Annotated in this window: 10 protein-coding genes and 1 pseudogene; 10 read left to right on the top strand and 1 reads right to left on the bottom strand. The window is 61.7% G+C overall.

Annotated features, from left to right (window positions below; genetic code table 11):
• Positions 1 to 73: 73 nt before the first annotated feature.
• From BFQ04_RS23540 to BFQ04_RS30530, 5 genes and pseudogenes are all read left to right on the top strand, one after another.
• Complete coding sequence (locus BFQ04_RS23540) at positions 74 to 2,641, top strand: TonB-dependent receptor (RefSeq protein WP_065951331.1); 2,568 nt, start codon at positions 74 to 76, stop codon at positions 2,639 to 2,641.
• Positions 2,642 to 2,776: 135 nt separating this feature from the next.
• The gene (locus BFQ04_RS23535; protein ID WP_065951330.1) at positions 2,777 to 3,385 is read left to right on the top strand and encodes a biliverdin-producing heme oxygenase; all 609 of its coding nucleotides are present in this window, start codon (positions 2,777 to 2,779) and stop codon (positions 3,383 to 3,385) included.
• A 153-nt stretch (positions 3,386 to 3,538) separates the two neighbouring features.
• Positions 3,539 to 3,940, top strand: coding sequence for a YbaN family protein (locus tag BFQ04_RS23530; protein WP_065951329.1), 402 nt, complete (start codon positions 3,539 to 3,541; stop codon positions 3,938 to 3,940).
• Between the two features lie 75 nt (positions 3,941 to 4,015).
• Positions 4,016 to 5,359: pseudogene (locus BFQ04_RS30535) on the top strand (HAMP domain-containing protein); the annotation flags it as partial.
• A 102-nt stretch (positions 5,360 to 5,461) separates the two neighbouring features.
• On the top strand, positions 5,462 to 6,217 hold the full coding sequence (locus BFQ04_RS30530) for a methyl-accepting chemotaxis protein (RefSeq protein ID WP_371914504.1): 756 nt from the start codon (positions 5,462 to 5,464) through the stop codon (positions 6,215 to 6,217).
• Between the two features lie 124 nt (positions 6,218 to 6,341).
• Here the strand turns inward: BFQ04_RS30530 and BFQ04_RS23520 are convergent, their stop codons facing one another.
• Complete coding sequence (locus tag BFQ04_RS23520) at positions 6,342 to 6,905, bottom strand: NAD(P)H nitroreductase (RefSeq protein WP_065951327.1); 564 nt, start codon at positions 6,903 to 6,905, stop codon at positions 6,342 to 6,344.
• A 139-nt stretch (positions 6,906 to 7,044) separates the two neighbouring features.
• Here BFQ04_RS23520 and BFQ04_RS23515 point away from each other — a divergent pair, with 139 nt between their 5' ends.
• From BFQ04_RS23515 to BFQ04_RS23495, 5 genes are all read left to right on the top strand, one after another.
• Positions 7,045 to 8,484: a di-heme oxidoreductase family protein gene (locus BFQ04_RS23515; RefSeq protein ID WP_065951326.1), complete on the top strand. Its 1,440-nt coding sequence runs from the start codon at positions 7,045 to 7,047 to the stop codon at positions 8,482 to 8,484.
• Between the two features lie 31 nt (positions 8,485 to 8,515).
• Entirely contained in the window at positions 8,516 to 9,580 is a 1,065-nt protein-coding gene (locus BFQ04_RS23510; protein ID WP_065951325.1) for an imelysin family protein, read from the top strand.
• A gap of 2 nt (positions 9,581 to 9,582) precedes the next feature.
• Entirely contained in the window at positions 9,583 to 10,683 is a 1,101-nt protein-coding gene (locus BFQ04_RS23505; protein WP_065951352.1) for a DUF1513 domain-containing protein, read from the top strand.
• Between the two features lie 260 nt (positions 10,684 to 10,943).
• On the top strand, positions 10,944 to 12,101 hold the full coding sequence (locus tag BFQ04_RS23500) for an efflux RND transporter periplasmic adaptor subunit (RefSeq protein ID WP_065951351.1): 1,158 nt from the start codon (positions 10,944 to 10,946) through the stop codon (positions 12,099 to 12,101).
• On the top strand, positions 12,098 to 15,145 hold the full coding sequence (locus tag BFQ04_RS23495; RefSeq protein ID WP_065951324.1) for a multidrug efflux RND transporter permease subunit: 3,048 nt from the start codon (positions 12,098 to 12,100) through the stop codon (positions 15,143 to 15,145). The genes BFQ04_RS23500 and BFQ04_RS23495 overlap by 4 nt, the downstream gene beginning before the upstream one ends.
• The last annotated feature ends 43 nt before the right edge of the window (positions 15,146 to 15,188 follow it).

Genomic DNA, 15,188 nt, shown 5'->3' with positions numbered 1-15,188 from the left:
TATAGCCAATGCAACTGATTCCTATTTGATTTCGGTTCGCAACTATAAGATTCGTATTTCCGGAGCGCTCTCGATGTCCTCTCGTTTCAACCGCCGGTCTTGTTCGCCCGTTCTGTCCTTGCTGACCGCTGCCATACTGATGGCCGGCGTGCCGGCGGCAATGGCCGCAACCGCCGCGGAACCCGCGCCGCGCAGCCACGGCAACTACAACTTCAGCATCGAACAGCAGCCGCTGGTGGCGGCGCTGAACGCGTTCACCGGCGTGACCGGCTGGCAAGTCGGCCTGCCGGCCGAGCTGGGCCAGGGTGTGTCGTCGCCGGGCGTGCGCGGGGCGTTGTCGCCGGAGAAGGCGCTGGAGCGGCTGTTGGTGGGGACCAACCTGAGCTACCGCAAACTGGGCAACAACACCATCGTCCTGGAGAAACGTGCCGCCGGCAGCGCCCTCAACCTGCAGCCAGTGACCATCAGCGCCACCCGCACCGAGCAGGCTGTCGACAGCGTACCGAGCATGGTCAGCGTGCACGACCGCCAGGAACTGGACCGCCAGAACGTCAACAACACCCGTGAGCTGGTGCGTTACGAACCGGGCGTGTCCGTGGGCGGCGCCGGCACCCGCTCGGGCAACGCGGGCTATAACATTCGCGGGATCGACGGCGACCGCATTCTTACCCAGGTCGATGGCGTGGAAGTGCCGGACAATTTCTTCAACGGCCCCTACGCCAAGACCCGGCGCAACTACGTCGACCCGGAAATCGTCAAGCGCGTGGAGATCCTGCGCGGCCCGGCCTCGGCCCTGTACGGCAGCAGCGCCATCGGTGGTGCGGTGAGTTACTTCACCCTCGACCCGGATGACATCATCAAGCCCGGCCAGGACGTTGGCGCACGCCTGAAAACCGGCTACAGCTCCGCCGACGAAAGCTGGCTGACCTCCGCCACCGTCGCCGGCCGCGTGCAGGATGTCGACGGCTTGCTGCACTTGAGCCAGCGCAACGGCCACGAAACCGAATCCTATGATGGCAACAACGCCACTGGCCTCGCCCGCACCGGCGCCAACCCGGAAGACGCCCGCACCACCAACGTGCTGGCCAAACTGGGTTGGAATTACGGGGACGACAACCGTCTGGGCCTGACCTACGAGAAGTACAAGGATGATCGCGACGTCAACCTCAAGAATGCGGTGGGCGGCCCGTTCATCGGTGGCCGTGGTTTCAACCTGTACCGTGACCGTCGCGGCAACGACACCATCACCCGTGAACGCTTCGGCCTGGAAAACAGCTTTGCCCTCGAGTCGCCGATCGCCGACCGCATCAAGACCAGCCTCAATTACCAGATCGCCAAGACCGACCAGACGACCGCCGAAATCTATCAGTCCGGCCGCCGTGTATTGCGCACCCGCGACACGCTGTACGAAGAAAAACAGTGGGTCTTCGATGCACAGCTGGACAAGGCCTTCAGCCTCGGTGCCACCGATCACCAGGTGACCTACGGCACCACCCTCAAGCAGCAGAAAGTCACCGGTTCGCGTGAAGGCGGCGCCACCTGCCTGGCGGTCGGCAGCGGCTGCACCGCCATCGGCGCGCCCAGCCCATCGGCCAGCGACAGCGTGAAGAAATCCAGCGACTTCCCCGACCCGACCATCAACACCTATTCGCTGTTCGCCCAGGACCAGATCACCTGGGACAACTGGACCTTCCTGCCCGCCGTGCGCTACGACTACACCCGGCTCAAGCCCAAGCTGACCGAGGAATTCCTCAGCACCGTGAACCCCACCGGAGAGTACGCGGTCGACGGCAAGGACAAAACCTGGCACCGCGTCACGCCCAAGTTCGGCCTGACCTATGCCCTGACCGATCAATACACCTGGTTCGGCCAGTACGCCGAGGGTTTCCGCACACCGTCCGCCAAAGCGCTGTATGGCCGCTTCGAAAACCTCAACCTGGGCTACACCGTGGAGCCCAACCCCGACCTCAAGCCGGAAACCAGCAAGGGCATCGAAACCGGGCTGCGCGGCAAGTTCGACGAAGGCTCGTTCGAAATCGCCGTGTTCTACAACAAATACCGCGACTTCATCGACGAGGACAACGCAGTGGTCGGTGGCACCGTCGAGCAGTTCCAGGCGGTGAATATCAAACGCGCCACCATCAAGGGCGCCGAGGCCAAGGGCCGGCTGAACCTGGATGCGTTCGGCGCGCCGCAAGGTCTCTATACCCAAGGCGCGGTCTCCTACGCCCATGGCCGCAACGACGACAACGGCGAGCCGCTCAACAGCGTCAACCCGCTCAAGGGCGTATTCGGCCTGGGCTACGACCAGGACAACTACGGGGGCCTGGTGAGCTGGACCCTGGTGAAGAAACAGAACCGCGTCGACAGCAGCACCTTCCACGCCCCCGACGGCGACACCCGCGGCCCGTTCAAGACGCCGGGCTTCGGCATTCTTGATCTGACCGCCTACTACAAGGTCACCCACGACGTGACCGTCAACGGCGGCCTCTACAACCTCACCGACAAAAAGTACTGGAACTGGGATGACGTGCGCAGCTACGACAGCGTCGGCGAAGCCGCAGTGACCGGCCCGGCCAACCTCGATCGACTGACCCAGCCGGGGCGCAACTTCGCGATCAACCTGATCTGGGACATCTGACGCGCCCTGCCGCACCTCGCCGCAATGATCGTGCGGCGAGGTGAGGATTTTTTACTGTGCCGCGTCTTCCTGTTCGTCTAGTTGATAACGGCTCTCTTTAGAGCCACAAGGCGCTCCCCCCTCAAGGATTTTGTCATGACCGCTTCTCCTACTGCAGAACGTCCAGGCCTGCGCTCCCAGCGCCTGAACCAGATCACCAACGAGCCGCACACCAAGCTCGACGCACTGGTCAAGGCGCACGCCCCGTTTGAGACCCAGGCCAACTTCGCCCGCTTCGTGGTGGCGCAGTACCTGTTCCAATCGGAGTTGGTCGCGCTGTACAACGATGCCGAACTGAACCGGATCATCCCGGACCTGGCCGAGCGCTGCCGCGCAGAAGCAGCCAGGCTCGATCTGGGTGACCTCGACACCGACGTACCCGCGCCGGTCGCCGGTGCCGTGAGCAACCCGAGCCAGGCCGAAGCCCTGGGCTGGCTGTTCGTCTCGGAAGGCTCCAAACTGGGCGCTGCCTTCCTGATCAAACGGGCCGTGGGCCTGGGCCTGAGCGAGACCTTCGGCGCGCGCCACCTGGCCGAGCCGGTCGGTGGACGCGCCGAAGGCTGGAAGCGCTTCACCCGCATTCTCGACGGCCTGCCGTTCAGCGCCGAAGAAGAAGCCGCGGTAGAAAAAGGCGCAATCGATGCGTTTGTACGCTTCACCGTATTGCTGGAACAGGCGTACGCTACGGCCCCTGAATTGGCCTGACCTACTGATTGAAATGCAATCAAGTGGGAGGGGGCTTGCCCCCGATGCCGTGTGTCAGCAAAGAATTTATTGACTGATACACCGCTATCGGGGGCAAGCCTCCTCCCACAGTTGGAACGCATTTCACATTGTTTTTCTGTGATAACCCTACCTATGACCGGCAAAACCCAATCCACCTCCAGAATCGCGCAGATCCTCTACGGCCTGCTGGCCTACGTCAGCCTGGGGATCGGCCTGGTGGCGATTGTCATACCGGGTTTGCCCACCACCGAATTCATCCTGCTGGCCGCCTGGGCCGCGACTAAAAGCTCGCCGCGCCTGAGCGCCTGGCTGGAAAACCACCGCCTGTTCGGGCCGATCCTGTTTAACTGGCGCAACGGCAAGATCATCGCGCGTCGGGCCAAAGTCAGCGCCACCGTCAGCATGCTGCTGTGCGCCGTCCTGATGCTGGTGATGCTCGATCACGGCTGGCCGATCTACCTGGCAATCGCCGGCATGGGCCTGGGCAATCTGTGGATCTGGTCTCGCCCCGAGCAGCTTGCACCGCCCGTGTAACAATGCGCGTAGGCGTTTTCCTACCGCTCATCGTCTGTCGCTCATGAATTGATTTGTTAAGCCGATGTTTCAGACATGGCGCCGAATGGACTTGGCTCTGCTGCGCGCATCTCAACAAGTCCATTCGTGAGTGAACCTATGTTCGACACCCTCTCCATCCGCCTGAAAATCGTGCTGCTGTCCGGCCTCTGCCTGGTAGGGGTCATTGCACTGGTGGTCGGCATCAACATCTACAACACCAACCAGAACGATCAACTGGTCAGTGACTCAAGCTCACGCATGCTGACTGCCGGCGTGGAACAGTTGCTGCAAGCCAAGGCGGCCGAACAGGCCGTGCAGTTGCAGAAAACCTTCAACGAAAACCTGCTGGCGGTCACCGCCCTCGCCGACCAGATCAAAGACCTGCGCAACCTCGGGGCCAAGCGTTCCCTGGAAGCCGGCGCCCTGCGCGAAGAACTCAACCAGAGCGTCAAAACCGCTTTCGACCGTAACACCAAGGTGCTGGGCATCTGGCTGTCGTTCGAACCCAACGCACTGGACGGCAAGGACAGCGAGTTCATCGACGACAAGGCCCGCGTCTCCAACGAAAAAGGCCGTTTTTCCAGTTACTGGAGCCGGGCCGGCGGCGAAGGCCTGAACACGGTCATGGTCGAGGCTGACCTGACCAAGACCACCCTCAACCTCAGCGGTACGCCCTACAACATTTGGTACACCTGCCCGCGCGACACGCGCACTACGTGCCTGCTGGACCCGTACGAAGACACCGTGGCCGGCAAGCCCGTGCTGATGACCACCATCTCCCTGCCTTTGATCGTCGATAACAAGGTGATCGGCGTCGTCGGTGTCGATATCGCCCTCAACGCCCTGCAAGCCGACACCGATGCGGCGCAGAAGGGCGTGTTCAACGGCGCCGCACACGTGGAGGTTCTGTCCAGCACCGGGGTGATCGCCGCCTACAGCGGTGAGCCGGCCAAAGTGGGCAAGAACCTGATCGACACGCTTGGCGCCGAGGGCAAAGAGATCGTGCAACTGCTCGCCGATGATCGCCCGATGATCCGCGAACAGGGCGAGACCATTCGTGCCGTATACCCCGTCAAGCCGATTGCCGACGCCAAATCCTGGGGCGTGGTGATCAAGCTGCCCAAATCGGTGATGCTGGCCGATAACGTGAAACTGCAAGCTGTGCTTGACCAAGCCCAGGCGACAGGCACCCTCAAAGCCTTGCTGGTCGCCGCCGCCGCGGCCCTGCTGGGCCTGCTGCTGATCTGGCTGACCGCCACCGGCGTAACGCGTCCGATCAACAGTGTGGCCGCCATGCTCAAGGACATCGCCAGCGGCGACGGCGACCTCACCCAGCGCCTGGCCTATGCCAAAAAAGACGAACTGGGCGAGCTGGTGAACTGGTTCAACCGCTTCCTCGACAAACTGCAACCGACCATCGCGCAGATCAAGCAAAGCATCACCGAGGCGCGCGGCACGGCCGACCAGTCCTCGGCCATCGCGCGCCAGACCAGTGAAGGCATGCAGGTGCAATTTCGCGAGATCGACCAGGTGGCCACCGCGTCCAATGAAATGAGCGCCACCGCCCATGACGTCGCCAACAGCGCCTCCAATGCCGCCAGCGCGGCACGCGGCGCGGATCAGTCGGCGCGCGAAGGCATGTCGATCATCGAGCAAAGCACCCGCGATATCACCTCGCTTGCCCAGGAAGTCAGCAAGGCCGTCGGCGAAGTCGAGGCGTTGGCCGTCAATAGCGAACAGATCGGTTCAGTCCTGGAAGTGATTCGCAGCATTGCCGAACAGACCAACCTGCTGGCGTTGAACGCGGCGATCGAAGCGGCGCGTGCCGGGGAAAGCGGACGCGGTTTTGCGGTGGTGGCCGATGAGGTGCGCAACCTGGCCAAACGCACCCAGGATTCGGTAGAGGAAATTCGTCTGGTGATCGAACGGATCCAGAGCGGCACCCGGGACGTGGTGGCGACCATGCATTCCAGCCAACAACAGGCCCAAAGCAATGCCGGGCAGATCCATCAAGCGGTGCAGGCCCTGGGCAAGATCAGCGACGCCGTGACCGTGATCAGCGACATGAACCTGCAGATCGCCAGCGCCGCCGAAGAGCAGAGCGCGGTGGCCGAAGAGGTCAATCGCAACGTCTCGGCGATCCGCACCGTGACCGAAACCCTCACCGGCCAGGCCACCGAGTCGGCGGCCATCAGCAGCCAGCTCAATGCCCTGGCCAGCCAGCAGATGAAGTTGATGGATCAGTTCAGGGTTTAAGACACACTGCAGGTCCAATATGGGAGGGGGCCTGCCCCCGATGGCAGAGTGTCAGTCACTTATCTGTAGCTGACTTTACCGCTATCGGGGGCAAGCCCCCTCCCACATTTTGACCGCGCACCGCTTAAAGACCGGTCCAGGCCTGGACGAACGCCGCAACATCTTCCTTGGGCGCCGTACGCGGCGGGTTCTGCGGCGTGCCCAGGTACAGGAAGCCGATCACTTCTTCATCTGCGGTCAGCCCCAGCCCTTTGGCCACATGAGCCGAGTAAGACAACTCGCCCGTGCGCCACACCGCGCCGATCCCTTGCGCATAAGCCGCCAACAGAATGCCATGGGCCGCGCAGGCGGCTGCCAGCAATTGTTCGGACTTCGGCACTTTGAAATGCTCCTGCAGGCGGGCGATCACCACCACCACCAGCGGCGCCCGCAACGGGCCGTTCTGGGCCTTGTCGATAGCCGCTTGCGGGGCATCCGCATCCTGCAAACGCGCCGCTTCGGCCAACAGCGTGCCCATGCGCTCACGGGCCGGGCCTTCCACGGTGAGGAAACGCCACGGGCGTAACTGGCCGTGGTCGGGCGCGCGCATGGCGGCGGCGAACAGCACGTCGCGCTGCTCCTGGGTCGGTGCCGGTTCCAGCAAGCGCGGCACGGAAACACGGTTGAGCAAAGCGTCGAGAGCCTGCATTGGCCACCTCCAGAAAAAAATGTGCGGTCATTCTAGCGGAATGCATCGGGATGCCACCAAACGATAATTGCTCTTATTCAAACTGCCCTGCCCTGTTAGACTTTGCCACCGGATTTTTCGCCTTCGTTCAGGAAACTCGATGTTCCGTTCGCTACTACGCCTGTGCGCAGCATTGATGGCCCTGGGCCTGACTGCCTGCGACGACGCCCCAAGGTTTACCCAGGCTGAGCCGGGGGAAGCGCGGGCCGGCGGCGCGGCGACCGTGAACAAGCGCGACCAGAACGCGTTTTCCCTGCCCTCGGCCAATCTGGCGCCTACCCGCCGCCTGGACTTCAGCGTCGGCAACAGTTTCTTTCGCAGCCCCTGGGTGATCGCGCCCTCGACCACCACTGCGCGTGACGGCCTGGGCCCGCTGTTCAATACCAACGCCTGCCAGAACTGTCATATCAAGGACGGCCGGGGCCACCCACCGCTGGCCGATGCGCCCAATGCCGTGTCGATGCTGGTGCGCCTGTCCATCTCCCCCCCAGATGCAGAGCTGGCGCCTTACGCCAAACTCATCGAACAGCTTGGCGTGGTGCCCGAGCCAGTGTACGGCGGCCAACTGCAGGACATGGCCGTGCCGGGCGTGGCACCGGAGGGCAAGGTGCGCGTCGACTACACGCCGGTCAACGTCAGGTTCACGGACGGCACGGTGGTCGAGTTGCGCAAGCCCGCGCTGCAGATCACCCAGCTTGGCTATGGCCCGATGCACCCCGACACCCGCTTTTCTGCGCGCATCGCACCGCCGATGATTGGCCTGGGTTTGCTTGAAGCCATCAGCGACGCCGACATCCTGCGCAACACCGACCCGAAAACCGCCGACAGCGAAGCCATCATCGGCCGGGCGAACCAGGTATGGGATGACGCCGAGCAAAAGACTGTTTTAGGGCGCTTTGGCTGGAAAGCCGGGCAACCCAACCTCAATCAACAAAATGTTCACGCATTTTCGGGTGATATGGGCCTCACCACTTCCCTGAGACCCTTCGATGACTGCACCGACGCCCAGGTGGCCTGCAAACAGGCACCCAACGGCAACGGCCCCGAGGGCGAGCCGGAAGTCAGCGACAACATTCTGCGCCTGGTGCTGTTCTATACGCGTAACCTCGCCGTGCCGCTGCGCCGCGACGTCAACGCGCCACAGGTGCTGGCCGGCAAGAACCTGTTTTACCAGGCCGGTTGCCAGGGCTGTCACAAGCCAACGTTCACCACGGCGGCCAACGCCTCCGAACCCGAACTGGCCAATCAGGTGATCCGCCCCTACAGCGACTTGCTGCTGCACGACATGGGCGAAGGCCTCGCCGACAACCGTACTGAATTCAAGGCCGGTGGCCGCGACTGGCGTACCCCGCCGTTGTGGGGCATCGGCCTGACGCAAACCGTGAGTGGTCACACCCAGTTTCTGCATGACGGCCGCGCCCGCAACCTGCTTGAAGCCGTGCTCTGGCATGGCGGGCAAGCGCAAGCGGCGCAGCAGCATGTGTTGTCGTTCAACGCCGAGCAGCGTGCCGCGTTGCTGGCATTCCTGAATTCTCTATAAGCTTTGCCCCAATTACAGAAGGGAGCTCGACATGTTCCGTCCCAAGTTGTTGTTCACCAGCCTGGCCGCCCTTGCCCTCGGTGCCTGCTCGCCCCAGGACCCGCAAGCGGTGACCTCGGCCGCCATCGCCAAGCAAGTCATCTTGCCGACCTACAGCCGGTGGGTCGAGGCCGACCGTCAGTTGGCCGTCAGCGCCCTCGCCTATTGCCAGGATAAAGAAAGCCTGGACACCGCCCGTGCCGACTTCCTCCACGCGCAAAAAGCCTGGGCCGAGTTGCAACCGCTGCTGATCGGCCCGCTGGCCGAAGGCAACCGCGCCTGGCAGATCCAGTTCTGGCCGGACAAGAAAAACCTGGTGGGTCGTCAGGTCGAGCAACTGGTCAGCGCCCAGCCGCAGATCGATGCGGCCGCCCTCGCCAAATCCAGCGTGGTGGTGCAAGGCCTGTCGGCCTACGAATATATCCTCTACGACGCCAAGCCCGACGTTGCCGACGCGGCCCAGAAAGCCCGTTACTGCCCGCTGTTGATGGCCATCGGCGAACGCCAGAAAGCCCTGGCCGAAGAGATCCTGGCGAGCTGGAACAGCACTGACGGCATGCTTGCGCAGATGACCAAGTTCCCGAACCAGCGTTACGCCGACTCCCACGAAGCCATCGCTGATCTGCTGCGCGTGCAAGTGACCGCCCTGGATACCCTGAAGAAAAAACTCGGCACGCCGATGGGTCGCCAGACCAAGGGCATCCCGCAGCCGTTCCAGGCCGATGCATGGCGCAGCCAGTCGTCCCTGCAAAGCCTGGAAGCCAGCCTCGCGGCGGCCCAGACCGTGTGGGTGGGCGTTGACAACAAAGGCCTGCGCGGGCTGTTGCCGGCCGATCAGAAAGCCCTGGCCGACAAGATCGACGCCGCCTATGCCGCGTCTCTCAAACTGTTTGCCAGCAACCAGCGTACCCTCAACGAACTGTTGAACGACGACGCCGGGCGCCAGCAGCTCAACGACCTCTACGACAGCCTCAACGTGGTCCATCGCCTGCACGAAGGCGAGCTGGCCAAGGCGCTGGGCATCCAGCTGGGCTTCAACGCCAACGACGGTGACTGATGATGCTCAGGCGACAGGCTTTGGCGGTTGGCAGCGCACTGCTCAGCGCACTCACCTTGGGCGGCTGGACGCTGTTCAAGCACAAGGACAAGAGCCCGCTGCTGCTGTCGGCGCGCGATGACGCAGACGGCAGGCACTACGCCGTCGGTTATCGCCTGGACGGCAAGCAGGTGTTCGCCACCCAGGTCGGCCAGCGCTGCCACGACATCATCAACCACCCGACGCTGCCGATTGCGTTGTTTGTCGCCCGCCGCCCGGGCACCGAGAGCTACCTGATCGACCTGCGTGACGGCGCGCTCCTGCAAACCATCACCTCGAACGCCAATCGCCACTTCTATGGCCACGCGGTGATCCACAAGAGCGGCGACTGGCTGTATGCCACCGAGAACGACACCTCCGACCCCGGCCGTGGCCTGTTGGGTGTGTATAAGTTCGAAGGCGAGCGGCTGGTGCACAGCGGCGAGATCTCCACCCACGGCATCGGCCCGCACCAGGTGTCCTGGATGCCCGATGGCGAAACCCTGGTGGTGGCCAACGGCGGCATCCGCACCGAAGCCGAAAGCCGCGTGGAGATGAACCTCAACGCCATGGAGCCGAGCCTGGTGCTGATGCACCGCGACGGCAGCCTGATCAGCAAGGAAACCCTGGGCCAGCAGATGAACAGCGTGCGCCACATGGGGATCGCCAGCGATGGCACCATCCTCACCGGGCAACAGTTCATGGGACCGTCACAGGAGCATTCCGAATTGCTCGCCATCAAGCGTCCGGGTCAGCCTTTCGTGGCGTTCCCGGTGGCCGATGAACAATGGCAGGCAATGGGGCACTACACCGCCAGTGTTGCGGTACACAGCGAGCTGCGGCTGGTGGCGCTGACGGCGCCGCGGGGTAATCGCTTCTTTATCTGGGACATGGACAATGGCGAGTTGCGCCTGGACGGCCCGCTGCCCGATTGCGCCGGAGTGGGCGCGGTGGCGGACGGGTTTGTCGTGACCTCGGGCCAGGGGCGCTGCCGCCTCTACGATTGCCGCCAGAAACAGCCAGTAGCGACGCCGCTGACCTTGCCCGCAGGGTTGTGGGATAACCACCTGCATCTGATGACGTAACCTCCCGCTTAGATCTCAACGCTCCTGGGCTGACACCCAGGAGCCTATTCGCCGACAGCTGCTTGGCACATTCCCCCACACAATCTGTAGAACTGTCTCTCAATCGCCTTCCAGTATTCTCACAACAACTTGCGAAACGACTACTTATCCCCGTCCTTGTCCTGATCAAGACTGCGGCGCTCCGTGCCGCGCCGCTTGCTCTTGCGTGCTCGCGCGCCGTTCACAATCTGCACACGTCTCACAAGGACCCCACTATGACCATGCCGGCCCGCCGGATGATTATCATGCTCAGCCTCGTTCTTTCAGTCGTCCTGATGCTTGCCGGCTACAAGACGTACTGGATTTATCAGCAGTTGCAGCTTTTGCATGGGCCCAAACCACCGGTCAGCGTGGCGACGTCCAATGCCTTTGAAATACCCTGGCAGCGCCAAATGCCGGCGGCGGGCACGCTCAAGGCATTGCAAGGTATCGACCTGAGCACTGAGGTGCCCGGCGTTGTGACACAGCTGCACTTTGAGTCCGGGCAAATGGTCGAAGCTGGACAGCCCTTGCTGCAGCTTGAGCACCAGACCGAGCAGGCCGAGCTGGACGTGGCAAAGGCCGACCAACGCCTGGCCCGTCAGAACTTCGAGCGCGGCCAGAAACTGGTGGAGATCAGCGCCATCTCCAAAGGCGAATTCGATCGGCTCGGCGCTGAATTCAATCGAAACACTGCCGTCGTTGCACAGCGCACTACAGCGCTGGAAAAGAAGCACATCGTTGCCCCCTTCACCGGCACCATTGGCATCCGCCAGGTCAATGTGGGCGATTACCTGCAAAGTACCCAGGTCATCGCCAGCTTGCAGGACAGACGCCAGCTTTATGTTGACTTTTATGTGCCCGAGCAAGCCGTTCAGCTGATCAGGATCGGGCAGTCGGTTCAGGTTGAAGTCTCGGCACGCCCCGGCAACTTCAGCCTCGCCAAGGTGAGCGCCATCAACCCGATCGTCGATGACAGCACGCGAAACGTGCTGGTACGTGCGACGCTGCCCAACCCTCGCGACGATCTGCTACCGGGAATGTTCGCCAATCTACGGGTGCTGCTGGACGAACCGACGGCACAAACCGTCATCCAGGAAAGTGCGATCGCCTTCAGCCCCTATGGTCAGTACGTTTTCGTAATAACACCTGATAACAACGGTGAGCCGCAGACCGCCGATGCCAGCGATACGCCGCCACTGATCGCCGAGCAACGCCTGATCGAAACGGGTGAGCGTCGCCATGGCCTGGTGGTGGTTTCCAAGGGGCTGAACAAGGGCGAACAGGTGGTCACTGCCGGCCAGCTCAAACTGAAACACGGCACCCCTGTGCGCATCAGTATCGACCGAAGCCAGGCGGATGGGCCGCGGCCGATGCCTGATCGGGAGGGCACGCAATGACCTTCACCGACCTGTTCATTCGTCGCCCGGTACTGGCGGTGGTCGTCAGCCTGCTGATCGTGCTGCTTGGATGCCAGGCTTACAAGAAACTGCAACTGCGCCAGTTTCCACAAATGGAAAACGCGCTGATCACGGTCACCACGGTCGCCCCGGGCCTGAGTGCGCAAACCATCCAGAGTTACATCACCCAACCCTTGCAACAAAGCCTGGCCAGCGCGCAAGGCATCGACTATATGACGTCGTCCAGTCGTCAGAATATATCGATCATCTCCATCTATAGTCGGGTCGGCGCCGACAGCAACCGCTTGTTTACCGAACTGCTGGCCAAGTCCAATGAAGTCAGAAACCAGTTGCCCAGTGGCATCGAAGAACCGGTACTGAGCAAGGTTGCAGTGGATAGCACTGCGCTGATGTACCTGAGTTTTTCCAGCAACACCATGAACAATGCGCAGATCACCGACTATCTGCAGCGGGTCGTCCAGCCTCGGCTGGTGACACTGCCGGGCATGGCGCAAGCGCAGATTATCGGCAGTCAGAACTTCGCCATGCGCCTGTGGCTCGACCCGATAAAACTCGCGGGGTTTGGCCTGAGCGCCAGTGACGTAACCCAGGCCATCAGGCGCTACAACGTACAACCTGTCGCGGGGGACCTGACCGGCGAATATGTCGTCACCAGCGCGACCACCAACACCGAACTCCAATCGGCCGAGGGATTCAGTGCGATCCCGGTGAAAACCGACGGCGACAACCAGGTACGTCTGGGAGACGTGGCGCGCGTGGAATTGGGCTCGCGAAATTACGACAGTTTCAGCACGTTCAACGGTATCCCGGCGGTTTATATCAGCATTCAAGCCACGCCCGATGCCAACCCACTGGAGTTGGGCAAGCGCGTCCGCCAATTGATGCCCCAATTGCAGACGCAGGTGCCACCCGACCTGCACACGGATATTGCTTACGATTCGACGCTGTATATCAACGCTTCGATCGACCAGGTGCTGTCCAGCCTGCTCGAAGCCGTACTGATTGTGGTGTTGGTGGTGTTTTTGTTCCTGGGTTCCTTACGCTCAGTGATCATTCCAGTCATCACCATTCCACTGTCGCTGCTAGGCACGTTGTTCCTCATGCAACTGCTGGGCTATTCCATCAACGTGCTGACGCTGCTGGCCATGGTCCTGGCTATCGGCCTGGTGGTCGACGACGCCATCGTGATGATGGAAAACATTCACCGGCACATCGAAAAAGGCAAATCCCCGCTTGAAGCCGCGATCAAGGGGGCAAGAGAGGTCTGCATTCCGGTGGTGTCCATGACCATCACGCTGGCCGCGGTTTTTGCACCCATTGGCTTCATGCAGGGCTTGACCGGGGCGTTGTTCAAGGAGTTTGCCCTGACACTGGCTGGCGCTGTAGTGATTTCCGGGATCGTGGCGTTGACGCTGTCACCGATGATGTGCGCCATTTTGCTGCTGCCTGAAGAACAGCCAAAGGGCCTGTCGCGGGTTCTGGAGCGCTTCTTCAATGCCTTGAAAAAACGCTATCAGCGCCGCCTGCGCCAGATCATGCAAGCGCAGTCGGTGGTAATGGTTTTCGCCTCGCTGGTGCTCTGCCTGATCCCGGCCATGCTCACGTTCACCCTCTCGGAATTGGCGCCCGACGAGGACAAAGGCCTGATTTTCATCCTGTCCAATGCCCCCCAGGCAACAAACCTGGCCTACCTGAACCGCTACACCCAGGACTTTATCGAACCGTTCAAAACCCTGCCCGAATACCAGGCATCCTTCCAGATCAATGGGCTGGATGGCGTACATTCAGGCGTCGGCGGCTTCCTGCTCAAAACCTGGGGGGAACGTGAGCGCACACAGATGCAAGTGCTGGAGCCACTGCGCGAAAAACTCGACAACAACCCCGGCCTGCAAGTTTTCGCATTCAACTTGCCCTCCCTGCCGGGTACCGGTGAAGGCCTGCCCTTTGGCTTTGTCATCAGTTCCCAGCAGGACCACAGTTCGATGATGAGCGTAGCCGAGCGCATCAAACAACGCGCGATCGACTCGGGAAAGTTTGCCTACGTGGATATCGACCTGGCATTCGACCGCCCTGAAGTCATGGTCGAAATTGACCGGACCAAGGCCGCCCAGATGGGCGTATCCATGGAGGATCTGGACCTGACCCTGACCACCCTCCTGGCTGAAGCGGAAATCAATCGATTCAGTATCGACGGTCATCTCTACAAAGTGATTGCGCAAGTCGAGCGCGACTACCGAGACAACCCCGACTGGCTGAACCAGTACGCGGTAAAAAACGCCAAGGGCCAATTATTACCCTTGTCGACGCTGGTCACCGTGTCCAGCCCTCAGGTTCGGCCACAGCGGTTGAATCAGTTCCAGCAGCTCAATTCAGTCACGGTATCGGCGTTTCCAATCGTCGGCATGAGCAACGCATTGCAGACCTTGCAAAACATCGCACAGGAGGAAGCGCCAGCGGATTACACCTTCGATTACCGCAACGCTACACGCCAGTTTGTGCAGGAGGGCAATGCGCTATGGGGCACGTTCGGCCTGGCACTTGCCATCATCGCGCTGGTGTTGGCGGCGCAGTTTGAAAGCCTGCGTGATTCCCTGGTGATACTGGTGACGGTGCCGCTGTCGATAGGCGGCGCATTGATCGCGCTGTTTCTGGGGTGGTCCACCCTGAATATCTACACGCAGATCGGCCTGGTCACGTTAATCGGTTTGATCAGCAAACACGGGATTCTGATCGTCGAGTTCGCCAATCAACTGCGCAAGCAACAAGGCCTGTCCGCGCGGGCTGCGGTCGAGCAAGCTGCCGCGATCCGTCTGCGGCCGATTCTGATGACCACGCTGGCCACCGTCATGGGTGTCGTGCCGTTGATTTTCTCCAGCGGCGCGGGCGCGGTCAGTCGGTTCGATATCGGCATGGTGATCGCCACCGGCATGTCGATCGGTACCTTGTTCACCCTATTCGTCCTGCCCACGGTGTACACGACACTGACCAAAGCGGACAACACCACCAGGGCACTGACCCGATAGCGCAAAAAAAAGGCCTCGCATCGCGAGGCCTTTTCCGGGGGTT

The sequence above is a fragment of the Pseudomonas sp. 37 R 15 genome, assembly GCF_900004865.1.
In the GTDB taxonomy this organism is placed as follows: Bacteria; Pseudomonadota; Gammaproteobacteria; order Pseudomonadales; family Pseudomonadaceae; genus Aquipseudomonas; species Aquipseudomonas fluorescens_AM.
Note: the sequence above shows the minus strand (reverse complement) of the source record. Positions and strands in the feature narration are given on the sequence as shown.

What these genes read in the sequence shown, in the direction of transcription:
- BFQ04_RS23500 (WP_065951351.1), top strand. Translation starts at nt 10,944, where the DNA reads ATGCCGGCCCGCCGGATGATTATCATGCTCAGCCTCGTTCTTTCAGTC.
- BFQ04_RS23510 (WP_065951325.1), top strand. Translation starts at nt 8,516, where the DNA reads ATGTTCCGTCCCAAGTTGTTGTTCACCAGCCTGGCCGCCCTTGCCCTC.
- BFQ04_RS23540 (WP_065951331.1), top strand. Translation starts at nt 74, where the DNA reads ATGTCCTCTCGTTTCAACCGCCGGTCTTGTTCGCCCGTTCTGTCCTTG.
- BFQ04_RS23520 (WP_065951327.1), bottom strand. Translation starts at nt 6,905, where the DNA reads ATGCAGGCTCTCGACGCTTTGCTCAACCGTGTTTCCGTGCCGCGCTTG.
- BFQ04_RS23535 (WP_065951330.1), top strand. Translation starts at nt 2,777, where the DNA reads ATGACCGCTTCTCCTACTGCAGAACGTCCAGGCCTGCGCTCCCAGCGC.
- BFQ04_RS23515 (WP_065951326.1), top strand. Translation starts at nt 7,045, where the DNA reads ATGTTCCGTTCGCTACTACGCCTGTGCGCAGCATTGATGGCCCTGGGC.
- BFQ04_RS30530 (WP_371914504.1), top strand. Translation starts at nt 5,462, where the DNA reads ATGCAGGTGCAATTTCGCGAGATCGACCAGGTGGCCACCGCGTCCAAT.
- BFQ04_RS23505 (WP_065951352.1), top strand. Translation starts at nt 9,583, where the DNA reads ATGCTCAGGCGACAGGCTTTGGCGGTTGGCAGCGCACTGCTCAGCGCA.
- BFQ04_RS23495 (WP_065951324.1), top strand. Translation starts at nt 12,098, where the DNA reads ATGACCTTCACCGACCTGTTCATTCGTCGCCCGGTACTGGCGGTGGTC.
- BFQ04_RS23530 (WP_065951329.1), top strand. Translation starts at nt 3,539, where the DNA reads ATGACCGGCAAAACCCAATCCACCTCCAGAATCGCGCAGATCCTCTAC.